This is a genomic window from Desulfosporosinus nitroreducens (assembly GCF_023897015.1).
GTDB classification, from domain to species: domain Bacteria; phylum Bacillota; class Desulfitobacteriia; order Desulfitobacteriales; family Desulfitobacteriaceae; genus Desulfosporosinus; species Desulfosporosinus nitroreducens.
Genome location: NZ_JAMHFY010000003.1, coordinates 249,397 through 272,380, shown reverse-complemented (window position 1 = coordinate 272,380; position 22,984 = coordinate 249,397). Strand labels below are relative to the sequence as shown.

Annotated in this window: 24 protein-coding genes and 2 riboswitches; of the genes, 2 read left to right on the top strand and 22 right to left on the bottom strand. The window is 41.8% G+C overall.

Annotation, left to right across the window (positions count from 1 at the left end; all coding sequences use genetic code 11):
* The 8 genes from M8E35_RS05250 to M8E35_RS05215 form a co-directional block, all read right to left on the bottom strand.
* The gene (locus M8E35_RS05250; RefSeq protein ID WP_252467746.1) at positions 1–450 is read right to left on the bottom strand and encodes a (2Fe-2S)-binding protein; all 450 of its coding nucleotides are present in this window, start codon (positions 448–450) and stop codon (positions 1–3) included.
* Positions 435–1,238, bottom strand: coding sequence for an FAD binding domain-containing protein (locus tag M8E35_RS05245; RefSeq protein WP_252467744.1), 804 nt, complete (start codon positions 1,236–1,238; stop codon positions 435–437). Before M8E35_RS05245 ends, M8E35_RS05250 begins: the two co-directional genes overlap by 16 nt.
* Before the next feature lie 179 nt (positions 1,239–1,417).
* A riboswitch (purine riboswitch) is annotated at positions 1,418–1,519 on the bottom strand.
* Between the two features lie 217 nt (positions 1,520–1,736).
* On the bottom strand, positions 1,737–2,900 hold the full coding sequence (locus tag M8E35_RS05240; RefSeq protein ID WP_252467743.1) for a pyridoxal-phosphate-dependent aminotransferase family protein: 1,164 nt from the start codon (positions 2,898–2,900) through the stop codon (positions 1,737–1,739).
* A 472-nt stretch (positions 2,901–3,372) separates the two neighbouring features.
* A riboswitch (purine riboswitch) is annotated at positions 3,373–3,474 on the bottom strand.
* Positions 3,475–3,555: 81 nt separating this feature from the next.
* A complete protein-coding gene (locus tag M8E35_RS05235) occupies positions 3,556–4,023 on the bottom strand; it encodes a MarR family winged helix-turn-helix transcriptional regulator (protein ID WP_252467742.1) in 468 nt (155 codons plus the stop codon).
* Positions 3,980–5,611, bottom strand: coding sequence for a DHA2 family efflux MFS transporter permease subunit (locus tag M8E35_RS05230; protein WP_252467741.1), 1,632 nt, complete (start codon positions 5,609–5,611; stop codon positions 3,980–3,982). The genes M8E35_RS05235 and M8E35_RS05230 overlap by 44 nt, the downstream gene beginning before the upstream one ends.
* Positions 5,612–5,626: 15 nt before the next feature.
* Positions 5,627–6,280: an HlyD family secretion protein gene (locus tag M8E35_RS05225; protein WP_252467740.1), complete on the bottom strand. Its 654-nt coding sequence runs from the start codon at positions 6,278–6,280 to the stop codon at positions 5,627–5,629.
* A gap of 15 nt (positions 6,281–6,295) precedes the next feature.
* Entirely contained in the window at positions 6,296–7,261 is a 966-nt protein-coding gene (locus M8E35_RS05220; RefSeq protein WP_252467739.1) for an HlyD family secretion protein, read from the bottom strand.
* Between the two features lie 471 nt (positions 7,262–7,732).
* On the bottom strand, positions 7,733–7,999 hold the full coding sequence (locus M8E35_RS05215) for a hypothetical protein (RefSeq protein WP_252467738.1): 267 nt from the start codon (positions 7,997–7,999) through the stop codon (positions 7,733–7,735).
* 109 nt (positions 8,000–8,108) lie between these two features.
* Between M8E35_RS05215 and M8E35_RS05210 the strand changes: the two genes are divergently transcribed.
* Both M8E35_RS05210 and M8E35_RS05205 read left to right on the top strand, forming a co-directional pair.
* Positions 8,109–8,516 (top strand): hypothetical protein, encoded by a 408-nt coding sequence (locus M8E35_RS05210; protein ID WP_252467737.1) that lies wholly within the window; start codon positions 8,109–8,111, stop codon positions 8,514–8,516.
* Between the two features lie 145 nt (positions 8,517–8,661).
* Positions 8,662–9,663, top strand: a complete 1,002-nt coding sequence (locus M8E35_RS05205; protein ID WP_252467736.1) for a methyl-accepting chemotaxis protein — start codon at positions 8,662–8,664, stop codon at positions 9,661–9,663.
* Here M8E35_RS05205 and M8E35_RS05200 read toward each other — a convergent pair.
* From M8E35_RS05200 to M8E35_RS05135, 14 genes are all read right to left on the bottom strand, one after another.
* Positions 9,637–11,238 carry an ASKHA domain-containing protein gene (locus tag M8E35_RS05200; RefSeq protein ID WP_252467735.1) on the bottom strand — a complete coding sequence of 534 codons (1,602 nt, stop codon included), beginning with the start codon at positions 11,236–11,238 and terminating at the stop codon, positions 9,637–9,639. The two genes, M8E35_RS05205 and M8E35_RS05200, sit on opposite strands and share 27 nt — an antisense overlap.
* Positions 11,239–11,322: 84 nt before the next feature.
* Complete coding sequence (locus M8E35_RS05195) at positions 11,323–12,090, bottom strand: NRDE family protein (RefSeq protein ID WP_252467733.1); 768 nt, start codon at positions 12,088–12,090, stop codon at positions 11,323–11,325.
* A gap of 141 nt (positions 12,091–12,231) precedes the next feature.
* Positions 12,232–12,468 (bottom strand): helix-turn-helix domain-containing protein, encoded by a 237-nt coding sequence (locus M8E35_RS05190; RefSeq protein WP_309446442.1) that lies wholly within the window; start codon positions 12,466–12,468, stop codon positions 12,232–12,234.
* A 780-nt stretch (positions 12,469–13,248) separates the two neighbouring features.
* Positions 13,249–14,133 (bottom strand): GNAT family N-acetyltransferase, encoded by an 885-nt coding sequence (locus tag M8E35_RS05185; RefSeq protein WP_252467731.1) that lies wholly within the window; start codon positions 14,131–14,133, stop codon positions 13,249–13,251.
* Between the two features lie 269 nt (positions 14,134–14,402).
* On the bottom strand, positions 14,403–15,710 hold the full coding sequence (locus tag M8E35_RS05180; protein ID WP_252467839.1) for a phenylacetate--CoA ligase family protein: 1,308 nt from the start codon (positions 15,708–15,710) through the stop codon (positions 14,403–14,405).
* A 270-nt stretch (positions 15,711–15,980) separates the two neighbouring features.
* Positions 15,981–16,880, bottom strand: a complete 900-nt coding sequence (locus M8E35_RS05175) for a uroporphyrinogen decarboxylase family protein (protein WP_252467837.1) — start codon at positions 16,878–16,880, stop codon at positions 15,981–15,983.
* Positions 16,881–17,108: 228 nt separating this feature from the next.
* On the bottom strand, positions 17,109–17,369 hold the full coding sequence (locus M8E35_RS05170) for a spore coat protein D (protein WP_252467730.1): 261 nt from the start codon (positions 17,367–17,369) through the stop codon (positions 17,109–17,111).
* Between the two features lie 156 nt (positions 17,370–17,525).
* Positions 17,526–18,368, bottom strand: a complete 843-nt coding sequence (locus M8E35_RS05165) for a 1,4-dihydroxy-6-naphtoate synthase (RefSeq protein WP_252467728.1) — start codon at positions 18,366–18,368, stop codon at positions 17,526–17,528.
* Positions 18,365–19,033 carry a futalosine hydrolase gene (locus tag M8E35_RS05160; protein ID WP_445012471.1) on the bottom strand — a complete coding sequence of 223 codons (669 nt, stop codon included), beginning with the start codon at positions 19,031–19,033 and terminating at the stop codon, positions 18,365–18,367. Before M8E35_RS05160 ends, M8E35_RS05165 begins: the two co-directional genes overlap by 4 nt.
* Positions 19,034–19,227: 194 nt before the next feature.
* On the bottom strand, positions 19,228–19,926 hold the full coding sequence (locus M8E35_RS05155; RefSeq protein ID WP_252467724.1) for a ferredoxin-like domain-containing protein: 699 nt from the start codon (positions 19,924–19,926) through the stop codon (positions 19,228–19,230).
* Between the two features lie 52 nt (positions 19,927–19,978).
* A complete protein-coding gene (locus M8E35_RS05150) occupies positions 19,979–20,587 on the bottom strand; it encodes a DsbA family oxidoreductase (RefSeq protein WP_252467722.1) in 609 nt (202 codons plus the stop codon).
* 5 nt (positions 20,588–20,592) lie between these two features.
* The gene (locus tag M8E35_RS05145) at positions 20,593–21,222 is read right to left on the bottom strand and encodes a hypothetical protein (RefSeq protein WP_252467720.1); all 630 of its coding nucleotides are present in this window, start codon (positions 21,220–21,222) and stop codon (positions 20,593–20,595) included.
* Between the two features lie 137 nt (positions 21,223–21,359).
* Positions 21,360–22,472, bottom strand: coding sequence for a TDT family transporter (locus M8E35_RS05140; RefSeq protein WP_252467718.1), 1,113 nt, complete (start codon positions 22,470–22,472; stop codon positions 21,360–21,362).
* A gap of 74 nt (positions 22,473–22,546) precedes the next feature.
* Entirely contained in the window at positions 22,547–22,933 is a 387-nt protein-coding gene (locus tag M8E35_RS05135; RefSeq protein ID WP_252467717.1) for a RidA family protein, read from the bottom strand.
* Between the last annotated feature and the right edge of the window lie 51 nt (positions 22,934–22,984).

The window sequence follows — 22,984 nt, the reverse complement described above, 5'->3', positions numbered from 1 at the left end:
CTAAGCCACCCCCAGATAGATCTTTATCGCTCTAAGCTGTCCCATGTAACCCGTACAACGGCATAGATTGCCCGTTAAATAGTGAATAATTTCTTCCTCTGTAGGGTTAACCAGCTCATTCTTCATAGCTAAGACGCTCATTATAAAACCTGGACTGCAAAAACCGCATTGTTCAGCCCCTTCTGCGCTGAGTATTTGGGCAAATTCCTCTGCTTCCTTGGGCAGACCTTCTATAGTTGTGATTTTCTTGCTATGTGCCCGCAGAGAAAGGACAGAACAGGAAAGCATCGATTTACCATCCATCCAGACAGTACAAAGCCCGCAACAACTTGTATCACAAGCCTTCTTAACACTCAGAAAGCCATGGGATCTGAGTGTATCCGCTAAAAACTCATCGTTAGCGACTTCCCATTTAACAACTTTATCATTAATCGTTAGTTCGATTTGCATGCCAATACCTCCATTATTCCCCGTTTGACAAGCGCTCTGCAAAGGGCTTTCCGATAGGTTGCTGTTCCCCTCGTATTCGTTCCAAATGATAACTCTTCAGATGTCCTCTTCGCTGCTTCTTCAATTGTTTCTGATGTTGCACCTTCCAGTGATAACAGCGCAGAAGCACTTATCGCAATCGAGGCTTTACTTGGCCTGGCACCCACAGCAATCGTCCAGCGATTATTCAACATAGAGACGGCCACATTTAAAACCGCATAATCGCTGGCAGAGTTTCTGAAACTCAGATAGGATGCTTGACGCTTGGTTTTCTTAATCCATAATCTAACCAGGAGGTCCTTTTCTTTAGGTCTAGCCAGAAAGTCCGCCAAAGGCATTCTGCCGGCCTTAAATAGCTCAACCTCAGTGTCCAAAGACAACAAGGCCGTGATTAAATCAGAAAAACCGTATCTAGAATAAACCGAAGCACCCACAGTTACGCCGTTCCTAAACTGCACTCCAATAATGTCACGAACGGATTGAGGAAGCACCCCATTATAATGCTCCGTTAACAGAGGATGAGTTTCAATGTCTCTCAGGCTCGTCATAGCCCCAATCTCAATAAAACCATCCTTTTCCTGTATATAATTAAGCTTAAGCTTAGTCAGGTCTATCCCTGTATTGATTCGCTTTTTGCCCATTTTCAGAAAAGCACAGCCTCCAAGAATGGTATTATTTCGTTTATCAGATAAGATCTGATAGGCTTCTGCTAGGTTATCTGGTTGAACTAAATCAAGAATAGTAAACACACTTGCCCCTCCTCAGTGACTCTAATTCTTTTGCAGAAAAAATAAACCCAAGCAGACAGGTTTCAACTCAAATTGGTGAGAGAAATCTGCCCGCCTGGGATCTGACCCTGCGGTATAATCCAAAAACAAATTTAGACCTATAAATAAAGTCTTTGGATCTGTACAATTGGCATATTGCCTTTAGTACATCTTTCGCTCATAGTCGGACCATTTACGGCAGTCCGGTAGAAACTTGCAGACCATATCTCTGCTACTATATGAACACTATTTATTTGCTGACCTAGAGTTTATTCTACAAGAAACTTAATCATAGGTCAATACATTTCCGAACATTAACAGCGTAATTTTGTATATTGTTCGATCAAATTCAAGATTGAAGTAGCCTTTTCACAACAAATCTGTATATTTAAAAACAAGGCTGCAAGTTAATCTTACAGCCTTGTTTCCTGAACAGAAGTCCATGTTTAGCTATTAGTATTATCAATCATTAAGTTTCCTTTAGGCCGAATGATAAATCCCTTTAAACTCATCGACTGCTGCATCTATATTAGCGGTATAGCCCATCTCTTGAAGAGTCACTCCAACAATTTGGAGTGCTTTAACAAACATTTCTTCAGTGGCATTCCCCATGTGCCCTATTCGGAAAGCCTTTCCAGCTAAAGCGGCTAAAGCTCCAGCCACGATAACACCTTTCGAAGCTAACTTCGATCTGAACTCCGCATCATTTAGACCTTCAGGGTAGATTATGCAACTCAAGGTTGGAGCTGCGACCGCTTCTTCTGCCAAGGGCTTCATGCCAAAGACTTTTAGACCAGCTCTCACAGCGCGTCCAAGAGCTAAATGACGACTATAACGGGTCTCCAGTCCTTCCGCCATAACTAGTTCCATGCCCTTATTAAAAGCATAAATCATGTTAACCGGAGGCGTGGCAAAGTATTTCACAGGCTCATTCATGACTGGGAGCCAATTCTTAATATCTGTATAGTACCCCATAACAGAAGGCATCGCTTCACGAGCGGCCAAAGCTTTTGGTCCAAAGGCCACAATCCCCAGTCCGGGCGGAACGCCAATTGCTTTTTGAGATCCTGTTAAAACAACATCTATCTTGTAATCTGGGTGACCGTAGGTTTTTTGCATATCCTCTTCCATGGCAGCAGAGGCACATACTCCATCAAGAATAAAGAGCGCACCAGCTTTTTTGACAACTGGAACCAATTCTTCAACATTAGCCATGACTCCAGTTGACGTGTCAACATGAGTTACAGTTACTGCCTTAAAACCGCCTTCAGCCAATTTTTCTTCGACTAATTCCTTACTGATCTGCTGACCCCACTCCGCTTGAAGAGTCTCCACTTGGATGCCAAAGACTTTTGCCAAGGGAACAAAACGGTCTCCAAAATAGCCGTGACTAACCACAAGCAACTTTTCTCCTGGAGCAACAGTATTGATAATTGCCATTTCCATCGCCAAGGTCCCTGAACCTGCAATCACAAAAACTTCGCCATCTGTGTTGAACAATTGCTTACTTAAGTCTAAGCTGTTCTTAAAGATTTTGGCAAATCTCGGATCAGTGTGTCCCATCGTCTCACTGGAAAGAGCATCATATATTTCATCCACAACTGGTGTAGGGCCTGGGACAAGCAGCATTTCTTTATTACGCAAAATATCCATCTCCTTTTTAATAATAAACACTCTGTATCAATGGGCTCAATAAGGGATTAAGCCCCTGGACAATTAACTACACTTTCGAAGGAGTTAAACCGCTCGAAGTATGTTCTCTTATCAAGTAAAATTAATTAATATAAGTACGTAAATGAACACAAGTCATGATTACTATGATTATCGACCTTTCTATTGTCCTCCCTTCGTTGCATACACCAACCATATAAAATTATTACCAAACAACTGCTGGTTATAATGGATACACTGAATCTTTGAGTATTAGAAAACTTGAGTGCCAAGCCGCAGGTGAAGGCCATAGTACAAAAAAAGAAGACCCCAACGACAGATCCTGCTCAGATGAAGTGAGAGAACCTGTCAGCTTAGGGTTGCGGATCGCAATTTACCCAACGGAATAATCCAAATACAGATTAACTTTTTGATAAGTCTTGCAATCTGTTAACTTGGATTTGACTCCTAGGACACTTTCGCTCATAGTCGGACGATTTACGGCAGCCCGGTAGAAACTAGCAGACCTTATCTCTGCTTTTATATGAACTAATATTCACTTGTCATGATTATATTTTACAAGAAATATAGAGATAGGTCAAACATTTTTTCGAACGTTTACTAGATTGATTGAGAGAACGTTCGATATTTAAGATTCGCTCTTGCTGATCAACGAATATAAGATCTCTAATCCCAAAATAATTCTTTCCATTTCCTCTGCACTGGCATTCTTAAGAGTATCGTAGATGTAGTTATTCATTAGCTCTTGTATGGCATTATTTTTTTGCCATTCTGGAGATAATGAGAGACGCACAATCCTCCGATTACTTTCAGGAATTTCTCTAATAACTACCCCTTGGCTGACTAAGCGATCCACAATTCCGGATACAGTACTTTTAGAAAGACCTAAACACTCACTCAACTCATTCAAGGTAGAAAAAGGGTTCTTATGCAGACCCATAATTAAACCAATTTGAGGTCCAGTAAAACCATATTGCCTGGATTTTTTGTAGAGATAATCCCGATATACCTTGTGAATGGCTTTAAATAGAGATACTACTCGTTCAGAATCTTTACTCCAGGATTGTTGCAATTCGGGCTTCTGATTCTGTTCCATCTAATACCTCCCCCTTGACGAGACCTTTTTCGGGTTCTTTATTTTTAGATTTTTTACTGTTTCTCATCATTAGAACCATGAAAATAGCAATAACCACTGCGAAGACAGTTATGGCAATCACATAATTCATGGCATCCAGATAAGCCTGGGCATAAATCATCTTTCCAAGAGTTGTCAGCGCTGACCCTTGTGCATCTCCTTGCGTTAAGCCGTTTTTCAGATAAATCCCTTGCAAACCCTTCAACAAAGAGCTTGAAGCTTGATTAAAGGAGGTAATCTGCTCAGTAAGCCGAGCGTAATTTTCGCTTGATCTTGTAGAGATCATGGTCGTCATAAATGTTATAGCTAAGGCATTCATTATACTTCGAACGGTCGTGGACAAAGCCGTTGCCTTTCCAAAGAGATGCCTGGGCACATCGTTCATTCCGGCCGTATTGACAGGCATCATCGAAAAGCCAAGTCCAATCCCTCTTAAAGCTGCTACTAAGGTTATTGTTGACATTGCAGTATTCATATTAAACCTGGACATTTCATAGGTAGCAAAGGCAACGATGATAAGACCTGGAATCGTAACGACTTTTGCTCCGTATTTGTCAAACAGAGCACCGCTTATGGGCATCATTAATCCTGAAGCGATAGCGGATGGGAACAGGATTAAACCAGTTTCCATTGCCGTATACCCTCTTATATTTTGCAAAAACAGAGGCAGTACATACATACCACCCATCATTGCCAAAGTCGTTACACCTGAAATAACTTGACTTAATGTAAAATTATATACTTTAAAGACCCTCAATTCAAGCAATGGCTCAGGATGGGTTAGTTCATTGACCACAAATATGAGAAGACTAAATAACCCAAATGTAAGGATAAGTGGAAATTTAACATTTCCCCAATCAATTGAATTACCTTCACCGAAGACGTACAAAAGGCTGACAATACCAGAAATCGAGGAAATAAATCCAACGTAATCGAAATTCCCTTTGTATGGTTTCAGGGGGGTCTCCCTAAGTAACAGCGCTGCTACTATAACGCCAATCACGCCGACTGGAACGTTAACATAGAAAATAAAGCGCCAATCCATATATTGAATGATATATCCGCCCAGGGTAGGTCCAATAGCAGGAGCGGACATTGAAGCGATTCCCCAAAAACCCAAGGCCTTACCACGTTCATGAATGGGAAAAATCTGCATAATGTAGGACATACCCACTGGCATAATAGCACCGCCGCCTATTGCCTGTATCACACGAAAAGCGATCATGGTATTAGTACTCCAGGCAAAGCCGCATAAAAACGATCCTATAGTAAAGAGGCCTAAAGCCCCAATAAACAGCTTTTTTATCCCAAACGTATCACTGATAAAGCCGGTTATAGGCACTACAGCACCCATAGCAAGTGTGTATCCCGTTAGTATCCACTTTACTGTCTCCAAATCAGAGCCAAAAACATTCATCATTTTGGGAATTGCAATATTAACAATACTGCTGTCTAGCATTACCATAAACGTACCGATTACAACGACAAGCAAAGCAGACCACTTATATAAGCCGCCATCTGCCTTTTCTGGTGTGTCATGTCCTGTCATATTTCATACACCCCATCACTTAATATGAATCTTCACGACAGCATTAGTACCAGGCAGCAAAGTGACATCACTATTATCAAATTCTATTTTCACAGGGACCTTTTGGATGACTTTCGTGAAAGTACCGCTTGTTGATGAAGGCAGTAAGGCAAACGCAGAATTTGAAGCTTGACCAACATACTTAACTGTCCCAGAAAATGACTTATTCGAAAATTGGTCAATCGTAATATCTACCTCCTGACCTTGTTTTATCTTTGTAAGCTTTGTTTCTTCAATATTAGCACTGATATATAGCTTTTCTGGATCAACGATTATGGCAACGGTTTGACCTGTGGAAATAAACTCCCCGACCGTTCCTTGCTTCTTGATAACCATTCCGCTGATAGGTGCTCTAAAAACAGATTGATCTATGTTAGACTCCTGAGGGTTGCTCATCCCCTGACGCCCAAGGATTTGATCCTTAATAACCTTATCACCTTCTTCAACATTCAGTTCCAAAAGCTTCCCCGAAATCTGCGGACTCACGCTTACTAGATCACCCGCCACTCGGGCATCCTCTGTTGAAACGAAATATGAATTTTTATACCAGTAATAGCCGCCAACACTGGCCAAGGCAATCACCATCACGACAATTATTAGAGAGATTAGTTTTTTTCGTTTGTCAGCCATATTCTTCACCTACCCCTATTTAATAAGGCCGATTTCAGCCAGCATTCCAGGTTTTAAGATTGAATTGGGGTTATCTACTTGAATTCTCACTAAAACACTTTTACTGCGAGAGTCGATCACCGGATCTATCAGTGAAATTTTCCCCTTGAATTCTTGATCTTTAATTTCCGCAACTTTAACAACAACTTCCTCTCCAACACTTACATCCCCCATAAGTCCTTCAGGCAGAGAAGCTTTTATATACAACGAGTCAACATTTACAATGGAAATCAGAGTAACACCCGGGGAGGCTAATTCTCCAACATTAATATTCTTTTCACTAACTATTCCAGAAATCGGAGATACTATCGTTCCATTAGTCAACTGAGTTTTAGCAAGTTCTAAGGCTGCTTGGGACTGAGCGACTTGTGCTCGCAAGACATTTAAAGACTCTTCTGTTTCTCCTAGGATTAACAGATTTAGCTGATCTTGAGCCGAGTTGTATTGTGCTTGTGCCGCAGCTAGCTGAGTCTGAGCGGTTTCAAACTGAGATTGAGATATTGCTCCGGCTGATAAAAGTTGTTGGTTTCGATCAAAGTTATTTTTAGAATTAGTGTAGCTTATTTTAGCACTGTCCAGAGCTGACTGTGCTTGAGCTATTTGCTCTGGTCGCGCTCCAGCCTGCATCTTAATTAAGTTTGCCTGAGCTGTATTAACTCCTGCCTCAGCCTGTGCCACTTGAGCTTCAATATCTTTTGTATCCAGTGTAATCAAGGAATCACCCTTTTTTACTACTGAGCCTACTTCAACAGAAATATCAGATACTTTAGCCGATAGTTTGCTATTGATCTGGGCCTTTTCGTTAGCGTCAACGATTCCTGCCATGACAAACACAGGTTTACTTACTTCAACAGCAGTATCGGTTTCAATTTTTTGACTTGTACTATTACATCCTGTAAGCAAAACACTCATAATTAATAGGATACCGACCACTCTTTTCATTCCAATCCCCCTTTTTCGTTTCTATAAGAATTGTTCGTATGCGTACATTTGGAACAAGATTTAATTTACTGCGATTTTAAAGTTATGTCAATAGCTATTTTTTACTTTTGGTTTTTTTCATTTTGTCTTTTTATAGTGATCCACATATGCTGACAATAAAAAAAGCGTCCTTTATTTTTAAGAAACGCAATGGAATATAACGGAACGAGACAAATTGCTAATTCCATATAATGGATTATAAGCTAACAAATAGCATTAACGCTAAATGGCGTTTGAACTACCTTAAACTGTTAAGTCTTATGAGGAGGAGTGATTTTTATGGACAGATGGAGTCGCAGGCATCGCAGGCATCGCAGGCGTTTTTGGCGTCGGTTTCCTTTGATAATTATTGTTCCACGCTGGGGACGTCGTCGTCGTTGGTAAATTAATCAAAAAATTATTGGCATCTGCACTTCTAGTGCAGATGCTTATCTATTTGTTGTCGCTTAGGATTTCTTGTATTTTGACATATTGAGCCTCTGCCTCATCCTCATCAATAAACCACCATACCCCTTGATCTTTTGATTCACTGTTAAAGGTATGGATCAAACCAGCAGATATAGCCCCTCTGCCCCAAGCTACAAAAAGCTGAGCAGGAGAATTGACGGGATTAACCCCAGCACCATAATAAACAGGTATCCCATATACCTCAGTTTCCTCATAAATCTTGGCCTTTGTCATTCCACATGGGTTGCCCATTGATTTCCCTCCTTTCCGAATTGATTATTGCTTCACTCTAACAAACAAATAGTCTATAATTGCAATATACATAAGAGGACAGATAACGTCAATGAATTGGGGGAATTCTATGTTTACTCAGGCTTATTCACCTGAACAATCTGCTTTTGGCAAACTTGAAAATGGTCGGGATGTACTTATTCTCTATGTCAAGGAATTTAGCGAACAAGTCCGGTCCATTAACCAGTCCGGCCTTTCTAAATATACCTATCATTGGTTTGCAACAGAACATAAGGATGCCTATGTCCTGCAAGTAACTTGGGAAAACGAAATTCACATTGCTATCCGCTTTAACCCTCAACATTTTGGCCTAATTGACCAATTACTTCAACCTAAAGATGTTATCCTCACAACAACTCCCATATCACTCCTTATGGAAAAAGCTCAGATTAGCGACTATAACTTTATCGAATTCAACGATGTACTTACCTTTAGTAAATTATTGTTTGAAGTACCCAATTCCGAAAGTGAGAGTTAACATATAACAGCTTTTATCAATACTATTTCCTGAAAAGAAATCGTTGCAAATTCCTAGGACTGTCGTATAATGAGAAAAGATTGGCAAAGGTGCCGACCTGTTTTTTTCAGGTCGGCTATTTTTATTTAGGGGTGATCTGATCTACATGGCAAACGAAAATCTCGTTATCGATACTTCAATCCTACTAAGCGAACTCAAGGGCGCGAACCAGGAAATGGGTCAAGTCATTGAATCCATACGGCAAATAGCCCAGCACACAAACCTCTTATCTCTTAATTCTGCCATTGAAGCAGCCAGAGCAGGTGAAGCTGGTCGTGGCTTTAGCGTAGTAGCGGATGAAATTAAAAAACTGGCCACACGAAGTTTAGCTTCAACTAAAGAGAGTACTGCGATCATTGAAAATATTCAAACTAAAGCAAACGAGGTAATGGCTGTACGAATGGCTGATGTGGCCTATGACACGATTGATAAGATTGATCGGAACCTTTTTGAACGTAATTGCGATGCCCAAGCCTGGGCTGGTTTCGATAAAGTTAAAAACTGCTTCTGCACAGCCATTAGTGACCGTTCATCGATTGCTAATAGCTTATTAAAAAAACTAGTTGATATTTATGAGGTCTATAATGACCTATACGTAATAGACCCTGAAGGAATAATCGTTGCCGCTGGCGTTCATCACGAACTCATCGGCCAGAGCATGGCGGATAAAGACTGGTTTAATGCTGCTAAGGTTGAAAATACCATATCGGTAAGTGACCTTTACTATTCCACGGTTGCTAAATCTCATACCGTGGCGTATACATGCCCAATTCGTAATGATGGAGGTCAAATAATCGGATATTTTTCTACTCGATTCAACTGGAACTACATCTACGACATTATCGATTCTGCCCGAATAGGCAAGAATGGAGATATATTCATTATAAACAGCGCTGGATACGTCATTGCCTGCCGAAATCGCAAAGGTATACTTACAGATAATTTGAAGCACCTTAAGGCTGCCCAATTAGCTATTAATGGGGAAACTTACGGTTATCTTTTCGAAAAAAATACTATGGGTACTAAAATTTATGGGTATGCACATACACGTGGTTATAACGCCTATAAAGGAAAAAACTGGTCAGCTCTTGTTAGTGAAAACCTCTAACAGCCTTCCTGCGACACTAGGATAGCGATCCAGATCAGTATGAGGCAGAAATTTGCTGCTTACGAACTTGTCCATAAAAGCAGAATTAGCATTTAGCTCAAAATATGTTACTTTTCCCGCGATCCCTTCTGCTTCCAGACGCTTGCCACGGGACAAGAGCACTTGGCGGGCCGCTTCACCTGAACTGTTACCTAGGCGCACGATCGCTGTCCTTGGAAGATCAGGGTAGAGACCTATCGTAACGGCAGACTCAATTGGAAGATACTGACCGAAGGCTCCAGCAGCATAGAAATGACAAATTTCTCGCCAATCACATCCAACATTTTCTATCAATAGATCCGTAGCTGCGTTGACTGCCCCTTTAGTCGCCATAAAATTATTAATATCGACCTGAGAAACAACAATGTCTTCCCCAGAGGTTGCTTCATGGGCAGGGACTATAACAAACTCCTTCTGTCCATTCTGAAAACGGGCAGTTCTATTAATGATGCCGCTAAGGAAAAGTCCGGCGAGTGTGTCCACCAGACCTGAACCGCAAATACCGCGAGCAGGGAGATTACCTACTGTTGAATAATTCACCCAGCCTGTCTTTGGATCAATGGAAACATGATCAACTGCCCCTGGTTCTGCCCGCATACCATAGGTTGTAACCCCGCCTTCCAGAGCCGGTCCGGCTGCACCAGCACAGGCGACAAGCCACTCTTCATTACCTAACACGATTTCCCCATTTGTCCCTATGTCGACAAAAAGGGAAATGTCAGACTGTTGGTGCATGCCACTAACTAATATTCCTCCTATGACGTCTCCACCAAGAAAACTGCCTATACTGGGCAAGCAATAGACTGGGGCCAAGGGGGCAATATCAAGGCCAATTTCTCCCGCCGGAATCAATCCCGGATTATTAACAACCGGAGTATATGGAGCGCGGCAGATTGAAGCAGGGTCTAGACCTAACAAAAGATGAATCATAGTCGTATTTGCCCCTATTGCTGCCGCGGTAATCTTACTTGTCTCAGTTGGCAGCGGATAAAGACGCTTTATCAGACGATTGAGGGTATTCAAAACCGCCGATTTCAGGCTTGCTAAACCGCCCGGTTCTGATGCATGACGAATCCGGGTCAGTAAATCCTCACCCATGGCAATCTGATCATTATAGTCAGCAGCATGTTTAAGTACCGTGCCATCGCAGAGATTGATCAGGTATACAACCACGGTTGTTGTTCCAATGTCTATGGCCAACCCGTAGTGTTCTTGGGCAGTATCGCCGGGTTCTATGTCAATTAATTTCCAGGCTTGTCCAGTGTCTGCTACGGTGGCTGTAAGTTGCCAATTGGCACCCCTGCATATGCTGGGTATCTTAGGCATCATTGCCAATGGTACATATACAAAGCCGCCGCAAATGCGCTCTAACACTTGACGTATTTGGTCGACATCTGCCCGGTTATCTTGTGGGCCAGGCGGGTTAAGAGACAAGAATACCTTCCTGGTAAGGGGCTCGAGCTTATTTAGAGGGGATTGAACCTGATCCGAAAGAATCACAGGCTTCTGATTATTGTTCGACTTATTGTTTAACATAATCGTACCTCATTTTAATTTTTTAAATTATTTTCTATACTATCATTCTGTAAGAGATTTAAGGTATCCAAATTTGTTGCCGTTTTATATTATTTTGAATTCATGACTAACTTCAATAGAGTTTTTTTGGCCAGGGGAAAAACTTTTCTCTGTAAACGTCACATGATTGCTGCGATCAATCAATAGCACTGTAGAAGACCTTGTTCCATAATCCATACCTTTAATAAAGATTGAGGATAGCTGTTTCTCAAAAGCATAATTAATCCCGGTATTCGGCAATTCGTGATCCATTGCCTTTTCTTCATCGGCCAAAATCTCAAAAAGAGCTTGAGCTTTGATCAAGGTTTTATTTTCTATGTAATTGGCCAGTGCTTGTTTCCCTTTTAGGACTTTTGGCCAAGGTGTATCTATGAGATGATTACTAAGACCATAGATCCCAGGTTTAAGTTCCTTAAGCTCCGATGTTTGTTTAGAATAATATACAAGACATGATGAATCTCCTGCTATGAGATTAAACGAATTATAAAGTTCGCGATATTTTACGACATCTTGTAAGTAATTGGTTGGGCATTCATTCATACATAAAAAGTCACTGACCAGCTTCCCCCTGGATTCAACATTCGTAAGCTGTTGAGAAGGATCTCGATAGTTTGTCAGTGCTGCAAAACGCCCTGAACTGGTTATTCCCATCCAAGTTCCCAGCATTTCCAAATCTCTGCCAGCTAAAACCCAAGGGTAAGACTCCCAGAAATGAGCCTTTTCTGTTGGCCTCTGGAAATACTCATCCCTATTAGCTGCGAGAATCAGACGATAATTCGGATGGCAGTTATATGCAAATAAGATCAAGCACATAATTCTGTCCCTCTCATAAGAAATAATTCGCCAAAGCCAAAGACACTCCAACATGAGTGTCTTGTTTATTATAAGTCATTCTATAATAGATCGTAAAGAAAAAGCGGCTAAATTGTTAAAAACTGTATCTGTAACGTTTCGTCATGTGGATTTTACTTCGCGCTTTCGATACAGCAAGGAGCAGTGGACTCCTAATCTCCGAGCTGCTTCGTCTACTCGTCCATTGCATTCTTCCAGAACTTGATTTACATACTTCTCTTCCACGGCTTTCATAACACTTTTTAGAGTTCCTTGATAAGCTATATTAATCTCAGGAAAACATTCTAAATCATAATCAAAATTCAAACTAACGGAAACCGTATCGGAAAATCTGGTCAAGTATAACCGGACTACTAAATATGATTACTTTGACCAAAGCAAGTACCCCGAATATTTTCCAGCTGGATGTCAACCGCAAAAACACACTAAAAGGCAGAAACCAGCAAACATCAAACTCTTTACTCACAGATATACAAAAATTCTTCAATGGATGGCAAGGAACGCCCTGCGATAATGTTCTGTAAGATTCCCAGGTCGGAAGAACTAATAATGCATACCTCCGAACTTCTTAAAAAGCGGAAGTCCCATGAATGATCGCGGCCGAGAAGGGACTGATGTCCTTTTGAAAACAAGGGGCTGCTACTCTGTGAACTTTCTTCGTTCATTTTGCAACAGTCCCTTCACTATCGCAAACCCGCCTGCCCCCTGAGCCCGCTGCCTTACAGTCTCCCCGCTATTTTCCCGATCAGCCCGCTTACCTCACTCTTATACTTTTCGTGAGCTTCCGGGTCCGCCGGAGCCAGCTTAGTCAGTTCCTTCAGCAGCTCTTACGCGGTTATCCGACTTCCTACTCATCGTTTGACATCCCCTTTGTATCGGTTGTTTGTCATACTCTCTCCTGAAAGAACGAGCAGGATCTCCCGAGTTGCTGTGTAATCATTGTATAGCATGCCTGGCTCTTCGACCCCGGAGAAGTCCCACTCTCCTCGCCGTTACGCAGAGTAGGATGCTGTGATTATTAATTAATTTATAAACTTTAAAAGTTTATCATAAAAATTGTCGCATAATCACTAGACCCAATTCGTCGACAAATAGCTAAATACTTAATCTCTCGAAATTTTACCCACTTTTTTTGCGATAATACTCATAAGCTGCTTCTATATGAAAACCAGTCTTTTGATAAAGCTCTAAGGCATCGGCATTTTCGTTATTGACGTCAATTGTGATACCCGATCTTCCTCTATGCAATAAATCATCTACAATAAGGTGAAGCAGCTCTTTCCCGTAACCCTTGCTGTGATATTCAGGTACAATACCGAACCCAAATATCGACACGTCTTCTTCCTCTAAATTCACTGAAACCACACCAATAATCTCATCATCTAAAACCGCAAAGTATTGTTCTCTTGTATCCGATGAAAAGCAGTTTTTAATTAGGTTCTTAGATTCTTCACGGCTGTCGCCGAACACCTTCATATTAGCCGCAATTGCTTTTTCAAGATCCTTTTGCTCTGCCTTTGACAGAATTAAGCGATACCTATTAAGACGAGTATAACTCGCCCTATCAAATCTCATAAAATACTCAGTATGATCATAATCAGCATTGAGAGCATCAATTACCCGTTTACCCGGAATTGATGGGCTTTCGCATACAAATAGAAGTTCGGGAATATCAAATGCCCTTAATTCTTCAACTGCTTTTCCTAATAATGACTTGAAGTATCCTTTTCCTCTAAACTTTGGCAGAGTGTAGGCAGTAATCTCTGCCTCATTTTTTGTCGGGATAAACATAGATAACATACTTATTAACTTGCCATTTTTATAGAGCAGGAAAAAACTTTTAATCTGTTGATTGATGTTCAATGACGAATCTAAAAATACGCTTCCTCTAAGGCTATCATGGTCAATACAAATCCCTTCTAAATCAAGTACCTCCGCGATAGCCTTTTGACTTAAACTTACATAAGCTCTTATAGTCATTTTTGCCCCAAATTGCCTCCTCACTGTATAACCCGCATCCTTTTACATCTGCAAAGTCCTTAAGAGATAATACCATACCAATCAGTTACTAAACACATATATTTAAAGTTATTCTACTTTCAAATAAGTCCTCAGAAGGTGCTCCGTTAGTTATTATAACACTTTCATCATGTATAATTGTGAGAATATACTAATTATCTTATCTAAAGAAGAGTCCACTCCTTATTTTTAAAGGCATGGACTCTTCAAACTCTATTCACTCAGCTCTAAGGCAGGACAAATATAACCATATATTATTTAGCAGTCTGGTTGCGGTAATCGAAGACTCGCTTGGCTTTACCTGCACTCCGTTCCAAGGTACCCGGTTGGACAATTTTCAAGCGAACGTTAATTGAAAGAACACTGTGGAGCTTCTGGCGGATGTAGCCGGAGAAGTCCTCCAACTTTGAATAAGGCTCGAGTAAATCTTCACGAGTAAGCTCGACCACCACTTCCAGCTCATCGAGAAAGTTACGTCTGTGGACATTGATGACATAATGGGGACCGATACCTTCGATCGTCATAAGAACGCTTTCAATTTGAGAAGGGAAGACATTGACCCCGCGAATAATTAGCATATCATCTGTTCGACCGATAATCTTACGCATTCGAGCCGTGGTTCGCCCACACTGGCAGGGATCCTGGGTAACGCGGGAAATGTCCTTGGTTCGAAAGCGGATCACTGGGAAAGCTTCCTTAGTCAAGGAAGTAAAGACTAACTCGCCTTCCTGGCCCGGCTCAAGAACTTCACCCGTCTCTGGGTCAATCGTCTCAACGATAAAATGGTCCTCAGCAATATGATGACCGCATTTGCAAGCGCATTCCCCAGCAACGCCTGGCCCCATGACCTCACTTAAGCCATAGTTATCGGTAGCAAGAATGTGAAGTCTGGATTCGATTTCGCTGCGCATTTCCTCCGTCCAAGGTTCACCGCCGAACAGCCCGATCTTTAGCTTCAATGAAGAAATATCAATACCCATCTTCTCGGCAACCTCTGCAATATAGAGGGAATAGCTCGGGGTCGATATTAGTACAGTAGTACCGAAATCTTGCATTAGCATGAGCTGTCTTTCCGTATTCCCTCCCGAAACGGGTACTACCAAGGCCCCGGCCCTCTCCAATCCGTAATGGAGGCCAAACCCTCCTGTGAAGAGGCCATAGTTAAACGCTATTTGAGCAACATCTTCCGAAGTGACCCCTGCCAGACTGACCATCCTCGCTGTCAGATCCGTCCAGGTATTGAGATCATTAGCCGTATAGCCGACAACCACAGGACGGCCAGTCGTTCCGGATGAGGCATGAACCCGTACCACTTCTCTCTGGGGAACAGCGAAAAGACCAAAAGGATAGTTACCCCTTAAATCGTCCTTTGTCGTAAATGGTAAGCATTTTAGATCGACTAAGGATTTGATCTTCTCAGGAGTTATACTTAACTTTTCGAATTTCGCACGATAATGAGGCACCTTATTGTAAACCCTGTTGACTGTCCACTTCAGCCGTTCCAGTTGCAGGTCTTCCAGTCGGCTGCGACTCATACATTCTTGTTCAGTATTCCAGATCACCATAAAACCAACCTCGCTTCTTTGGAAATTTAATAACTCTTTTCACAAAATAAAAAATAGCTACCACAAGAAAGGATAGCTATTACACAAACAATTGCAAAATGCTTCATATTCTGCCATCCTTCCATTCTATTAATATGCTCAACCCTAAACCACTTGCCAATTCTACCTTGCTACAACCTGTGAAACAGATCACAGGTTTTCTACATTATTCATTCTAACTAACTATTGTTTAATTGTCTAGAGTTTTTTCCCCTTATGTATTTCATATTATATACCTACAGGGAGGTTACTCGCATACTTATATACGTCTAATACCTGTTTAGCCGATAAAGTACTTCCCAGAATCCCCGCGCTGCTGCCAAAAATATATCCGCCCTCCATACCCTCAATAGAAGTTGCGGTTAATAATTCTAAGACTTTTTCAGTCCTGTTTTCCTCTGCAAACCATCCCAGATCGTATCCACCCATTAGACAGAGCCGATTTTCCGTCGCCATTCTGACCTTTGCTATATCAGCAAGGGAAGAAAAATCGAGGGAATGCAAGCCATTAAAACCTAAATTAATTATATCATCTAATACCCGCAATAAATCTCCATCAGCATGGAAGAAAACTGGAGCCTTTTGGCCCCTGAAAAATTCTGTTTGCTCCGCAAGTCCAGGGAAAAAGTCCTTACGCAGAGCCGCAGGGGATATAAACGTTCCACTCTGATATGCTATATCGTCCGCAACGATTATTCCGTTTGCCCCCGAAGCCAAAGCATTTAGCCCAAGTTCGATATTAGCAGCTACAGACTTAGCGACAAGTTTAGGTATTACAGGGTCACATTTAGCGATTGCCAGCAAATAATCGGTAAACGAAGTGAATAGCTTAGCAGTTCCTTGAAAAGGGCCGTCGATTATAGCAAAAACAAAAAAATCTGTCTCTTTTCTCCATTGTTTGAGTTCCTCCCAAACCTTTCCATTGTCTTGTTGTGACAATGCAGGGGAAACTGCTAACGCATCGAGTCCACACAGTTCACAAGCCTCTACTCTGTCTTTAAACATTACGCTCTCTTTCAAACTTAATAAGTCTGCAATAAAACCATCTTCAAGATGAAACTCTCCTTTAGGTAGGCGATCCACCTTCTCAAATCGTACAGCCGCCATTATTCTTTCGATTTTAGTCATCACTTTGCACTACTTCCTCTCTATAGGATTGCATTCGAAAGTTCGTTCCTCTTTCATTCTTCAATTCCCTGTAATTTTATGTAATCTCCTTTAAAAGAGGTTATATAAAAGTCCGATTATTCTTTAGATTCATAGTTATTATAATCTTTCAGTCAGATTAATACTAGACGCATCAAAATACAAGCCACGCTTTGCTCAGCGCGGCTTGTATTTTTACAATTTTATCAATTAATAGAAGAGACGATTAGTGTATCCTTGATACCCTTGAACACCCTGGCCTAAGAAACCTTGACCTTGAACACCTTGGCCTGCGAAGCCTTGGTCGACAACGACGGTTCTAGTAGTCTGTTGATAAACATGCTGAGGAACATCGATAATATTCTGACGGTTAATATTCACAATAGGATGAATAACTGGGACCATTCGCTGAGTGTAAAAATCTCGAACACAATATTGCGGGGGGCAACAGATTGGTTTACATCCATGCATTTAGAAACTCACCTCCTTAACTTTACTATATGCAAGAAATATATTTATGGTATAATATTCCAACAAAACATTATCCTGTTTGAAACGAGATATAAATAGACCCCAAGCAAATCCAGAATTTGCTTGGGGTCTATTTATATCTCGTTTTCTGATTTTTTATAAATAAAGCCTCTCCAAATCTACCTTTGGTACCAGGCCTTCTTGTGACGCTCTGCTCAGCAAGGATGCAACCGCTTTATATCCGATCTTGCCGATGTGTTCGGTGAATTCGTTAACGTAAAGCTTAATGTGCGCCTGAGTTACCTCAGCAGACAGCTCTTGGCTGTGGTGCAACACATATTCGCTCGACGCCTTCGGGTGGGCCCAGGCATATCTGACTGATTCCTGAATCCAGCTGGTGATTGCAGACAGATCAAGCGAGCGTCGAGCAATAATAGCTCCCAGCGGAATCGGCAGATTAGTGTCTTGCTCCCACCAATTTCCTAAGTCTGCCATGAGGGTAAGCCCATATGCAGGATAGGTGAAACGCGCCTCATGGATCACAAGCCCTGCATCGACTAAACCATCACGCACCGCCGGCATAATCTCATGAAAAGGGAGCACTGTAATCTCGCCTACTCCCCCTGGCACATTTTGCGCTGCCCATAACCGAAAAAGCAAATATGCGGTTGACCGTTCACTCGGAACCGCCACCCGACTGCTATGCAGTTTCGCAGGATCAAAGATGCCGCCTGCTTTATTTGAGGTCAGTAGCAATGGCCCGCAGCCCTTACCCAAAGCACCCCCACATGGCAACAGGGCATATTCAGACAATACCCACGGCAGGGCCGCATATGAGATCTTAACCACATCAGGGCCGTCGGAACCAGCGGCCATACCATTCGTAATGTCAATATCTGCGTAGGTTACATCCAGCTTAGGTGCCCCGGGTATCAGCCCGTGTACCCATGCATGGAAAACAAACGTGTCATTGGGACAAGGAGAGAATGCAATTTTCACGCTAATACCTCCGTTAATACTTCACAAGCAGCTTCCAAAACGTCCAGTGCCTCTTTAATCCGCCATGCAGACCGGTCACGCGGACCCACTATGTTTGAGATCGCGCGAATCTCCAGAACCGGCAAACCGCGATCAAGCGCTGCAAATCCAACACCAAATCCCTCCATCGCTTCTGCTGAGGCGTCATTTATCCGGGCAGCCAGTTCTATAGCTGTCTCAGACGTCCCTGTAACGGTTGAGACTGTGAGCACCGGGCCGGTATTAACAGGCAATTTCGCATCTTGCAAGGCCTTCGTAATGCACTTTGCTAAGTTAGCATCAGTCAGAATTCGGGTCATTCCGAAACCCAACTTCTCCAAACTATTGAACCCATCTGAAGTCTCTGCCCCCAAATCGGCGGCGACGATCTCTGTCCCTACCACGAGTGAACCTACTTCAGCTCTGCCAGGGAAGCCTCCACCGATACCTGCACTAATAACCAAGCTGTATTCGGCTCCAACAAGCGCCTTAGTCGTATTTACTGCGGCAACAACCGCACCGACGCCCCCCACCAAAACATCAAACCTTGGATCTCTGTGTAAAGCTCGCCATACCGCATCCCTCTCGGCCGAAACTGCCGTCACTACTAGGACACGCAATTGAGATTGCTGTCCGCAAGGAATTATACTAGTTGGTTTTTTTAATCTTTGTTCTGAATCCAAAAGAAATACTCCCTTATATGAGATTCTAATTAAAAGATTTCCATTTAGAAAATAGTTTTGACAGACAAAACTAGGGCAGAAATCCTTGCTCCACAAGAATCCCAACCCCAATTTATATGTTAGCAGTTTCAGAAGTGCAGATGCCAGAGTAAATGGAGTTACACTGTTAGGAAGCTTGCAACAGTTTCAAACCCGATTCTTTCCACAGTTTTAGCAAATCGTTCCCCTTTTAGACCATTTTCACGATAAAATTCCATAGCCTTATCCACAATATTGAGCGCCTCACTAATAGAGTATAAACCAGGCAACTCTCTTCCCACATGTTGTTTTTGACTGAACATTCCTCCGATAGTAATCGCTATTTGGCCCTGTTTTCGCCCTTGCAATCCGATGCATCCAAGTTGCGGTTTCGAACAACCATTCCTGCATCCACTAATCGTTACTCGGAATTTATTAGGAAGTGCAATATCGTATTTCCCTGTATAAAACTTTTCATTAATTTGCTTAGTCACTTCTGCCGTATCGAAAAAGCTAACTTGACAAACATCCCCTTTACAGGTGAGTGCCGGTCTTACCCTCATCCCCGTACTTCCTGCCGACAGCCCCGCTTCCTTAAGCTCACGTGCGACAGTCTCTAAATCCTGATACTTGATCCAAGGTATTTCTACGTTTAAGCGTTGGGTTAAGGTAAAATAACCCCTGCCATAGTTCTCACTGACCTCTGTGATCTTTCGAGCTTCCTGGGCATTCATACTGCCTCCCTGTATTAACACCCTGCAGGAAAAATGAATACCATCTTTGTAGACGATATAGCCTCGTCCTTTTAACGCCTTTTTCTGTTCATCAGTTAACTCCATTTTAAGTACTTCTCCTCCCCTGCTCCTTGATCTCTACTATAATTCTTGAATTTCATTTTAATTTAATATCTAACGGAAACCCGCCCCCTGTTCCCTGAAGGAACTTCTCCAGAGCTTCATAACTCTGGGCTCCATGGACTGCACGACCATCAACAATGAAACAAGGAACACTTTGAATTCCCAGATGCTGAGCTTCAGCTATATCCTGGGATACAGCTTGTTTATATTTCCCGCTAAGGAGAGTCTGCTTAAATTCTTGACTGTCCAGTCCAATCTGCCCTGCCAGCTCGATTAAAACGCCTACATCATTAATGTTCTTTTGTTCTTGAAACTGAGCCGCAAAAACTGCATCATGATATGCATTGCCAAGCCCCTGTTCTTCCGCAAATTTAGACCCTTCCAGGGCTAATCTTGAGTGCTTGCTCTTTTCATTAAAGTTCATATGGAGCCCGTACTTTTTCCCTAAAGCTTCAACACCAGCCTTCGCTCTGGCCAAATATTCCGGTGATTTCTCAGGGAGTTCAATCCCCTCTGGCCTAAGTTCAAAAGCTTTCCATTCTACAGTTAAATTTTTATCCTTGGCCAACTGGTCAAGGGGGACTTTCCCTATCATACAAAAGGGTCATAAGAAATCCGAGAAGACTGTTATTTTACTTGACATCAAGATTACAACTCCTCATAGAAGGGCAATTGCTCGCCCCTGATAGTTGCTATTCTCCACAAGTAATCGTTACCCATGCCTTCTCTCTTGTCTTCAATAAATCCTTTACTTTTCAGTAGATTCAAAGTGCTTCGGTTAGTGGCATATCCAGATAGATACTTTGCCCCTTGTTCTTTAGCAAATAGTCGCAAATTGTTAAGTATCTTTTCCATAGTACCCTCACTTAATAGATCGAAGTCTTCATTCTTAACTAAGACGATATCATTAATGAAGATTTCCTGTTTGTTAAGCTTTGAAATGTGAAGACTAATTAAAGCTTCTTCAAAGCCTAATGTATCCACCCACATAATCTGAGGTATCTGAATCCCAAGTAAACCTGCAAGTTCGGGACTATTACAGTAGGTAGTATAATACTCCTGTAAGAGTTGAACTAGTTGCTGATTGTATGCTCTAGCCTGAACAGAGATATTATATTGTCCCGGATACTGAAGTCTTATTTCATCATCACGAAGCACCTTTATTCCAGGGTCTCTTCCAATTTCAGATTTCAAGTCATCTACAGGAAAAAGACTCTTTATTTCTTCCCCCGAAGGATTCCATTGTTCAGAATAGATACGCTGTGCCTTAACCGCCATCTAATGTCACACGCCTTTCAAAAAATACAAACATAAATTTCTTTAACGTTTACAGAACAACTTAATTCCATGCTTCTATACTTACAATAATACAGTATTTAGGATTAAACGCCAACTCGTCCCCTTCAATAGTCCCGTTAGGATTTCGCAATTACAGTTTTCCCTACCGGTTGTGAAATTGGGCTGCCCATGAAAAGCTTACCACTTAAAGCACCTGCCATGGTTTTTATAAAAACATAGCTCCAAAGAAGAGCAAGTGAAAATGTTAACAAAGCACTAAACCCATAAGTAAGGGGTGTTAAATAGATTGAGGCTATTTTCTGACTTGCTATTGTATAGGCTGCCAAGGGGAAGATAAACGCCCACCATCCCAACCCAAAAGGGATTCCACCCCTTCGCATATGATGAATGAAAATCAGTCCAGTAATCCCAATTACCCAAACACCAAAACCCCAGATAATCGTTGCCCCTAAGTAAGCAAGATCGATGGATGTTAATATTCCAAGGTTTTCGGCATTTTTTGCAATATCAATGATGGCAATAGCAGCAAGACCAACAGCACTTAACAGGATCCCGAACGACGGCGTCAACTCCGCGGGAGGAAGCGCATGTTGGGCAAGACGAACAAAGATCACGGCACTAATAAATATAAACAAAAAGAAACCTATCCCCAGCATAATTGTGTTGATAATGAAAATAGACATGCTCCAAGCGGGCTTATAACTTAAACTTTGAATTAAAACAACATTCCCCAACAATAATGTTGCCATATTAGCTATCGGTGCCATAATCCAGGAGAAATTAGTCGTTTCTGGTTTGGGTGCCACTTCAACCTGAATAATCCTAAAAGTCGTGTAGAAAGAGAAAAAGGTGACTCCCGCTAATCCTATCATCCAGGCAATAGTCGTAATTATGAAAGTCAGGGATCCGCCTAGATATTGACTCCAAATTGTATAGATATTTGTTCCTACAATGATAGTAGCTACGGGCATCGTAACGAAGAAATTGCTTGCGACTGGATGATGAAGATCCCTTCGAACATACTCAAAAAAAGAAATCCAGCGAATAATCCATGGAACGAGAACCAAGAAATAAAGAATATCAGCCAGTGCTGCAACTGCTAAGCTCAACACGTTTCCTGCGGGAAAGACATACTTCCATTGATATAAGATATTTGCAAGTCCCCCTGTACCCATGACTACAGCGAACCATCCAGGTGCTAAGTGTTTTATGACGTGACGCTCAAGCATATCCTAAAAATCCCCTCTATAATTGTCGCCTTTAAAATTGACCTTATAATCCAAATCTTTTTTATTGAGTATGTTTAGCGATCTCCTCTTCTTGCAATCATTTCAATCTCCACTTGAGCCCCAAGAGGCAATGAGGAGACACCAATTGTAGTACGGGCAGGATAAGGTGAAGAAAACTTAGCTTTATAGACTGAATTCATAGCATCAAAGTTTACCATGTCTGTTAGAAAAACGTTCACCTTAATAACATCATCTGACGTCAAACCGGAAGCAACTAAAACATTGAATAGATTTTGAAAGCATTGTTCAGTTTGAGTAGTGATATCACCTAAAACAAGCTTTCCTGTTGTGCAATCTATAGGGGTTTGCCCCGAAAGATAAATGAGATCACCCGATTCTACGGCATGGGAATACGGGCCGATTGCAACCGCCCCTTCAGCAGTGTAAGCTTTTCTTGGCATTTGAAAAAACCTCCTTAATTTTTCAATAGATATAATTCAAGGAATAAGGGA

Coding starts and splice junctions, on each gene's coding strand:
- M8E35_RS05250 (WP_252467746.1), bottom strand. CDS start 450: ATGCAAATCGAACTAACGATTAATGATAAAGTTGTTAAATGGGAAGTC.
- M8E35_RS05235 (WP_252467742.1), bottom strand. CDS start 4,023: ATGGAACAGAATCAGAAGCCCGAATTGCAACAATCCTGGAGTAAAGAT.
- M8E35_RS05230 (WP_252467741.1), bottom strand. CDS start 5,611: ATGACAGGACATGACACACCAGAAAAGGCAGATGGCGGCTTATATAAG.
- M8E35_RS05225 (WP_252467740.1), bottom strand. CDS start 6,280: ATGGCTGACAAACGAAAAAAACTAATCTCTCTAATAATTGTCGTGATG.
- M8E35_RS05220 (WP_252467739.1), bottom strand. CDS start 7,261: ATGAAAAGAGTGGTCGGTATCCTATTAATTATGAGTGTTTTGCTTACA.
- M8E35_RS05215 (WP_252467738.1), bottom strand. CDS start 7,999: ATGGGCAACCCATGTGGAATGACAAAGGCCAAGATTTATGAGGAAACT.
- M8E35_RS05210 (WP_252467737.1), top strand. CDS start 8,109: ATGTTTACTCAGGCTTATTCACCTGAACAATCTGCTTTTGGCAAACTT.
- M8E35_RS05205 (WP_252467736.1), top strand. CDS start 8,662: ATGGCAAACGAAAATCTCGTTATCGATACTTCAATCCTACTAAGCGAA.
- M8E35_RS05200 (WP_252467735.1), bottom strand. CDS start 11,238: ATGTTAAACAATAAGTCGAACAATAATCAGAAGCCTGTGATTCTTTCG.
- M8E35_RS05195 (WP_252467733.1), bottom strand. CDS start 12,090: ATGTGCTTGATCTTATTTGCATATAACTGCCATCCGAATTATCGTCTG.
- M8E35_RS05175 (WP_252467837.1), bottom strand. CDS start 16,880: ATGACTAAAATCGAAAGAATAATGGCGGCTGTACGATTTGAGAAGGTG.
- M8E35_RS05170 (WP_252467730.1), bottom strand. CDS start 17,369: ATGCATGGATGTAAACCAATCTGTTGCCCCCCGCAATATTGTGTTCGA.
- M8E35_RS05155 (WP_252467724.1), bottom strand. CDS start 19,926: ATGGAGTTAACTGATGAACAGAAAAAGGCGTTAAAAGGACGAGGCTAT.
- M8E35_RS05145 (WP_252467720.1), bottom strand. CDS start 21,222: ATGGCGGTTAAGGCACAGCGTATCTATTCTGAACAATGGAATCCTTCG.
- M8E35_RS05140 (WP_252467718.1), bottom strand. CDS start 22,472: ATGCTTGAGCGTCACGTCATAAAACACTTAGCACCTGGATGGTTCGCT.
- M8E35_RS05135 (WP_252467717.1), bottom strand. CDS start 22,933: ATGCCAAGAAAAGCTTACACTGCTGAAGGGGCGGTTGCAATCGGCCCG.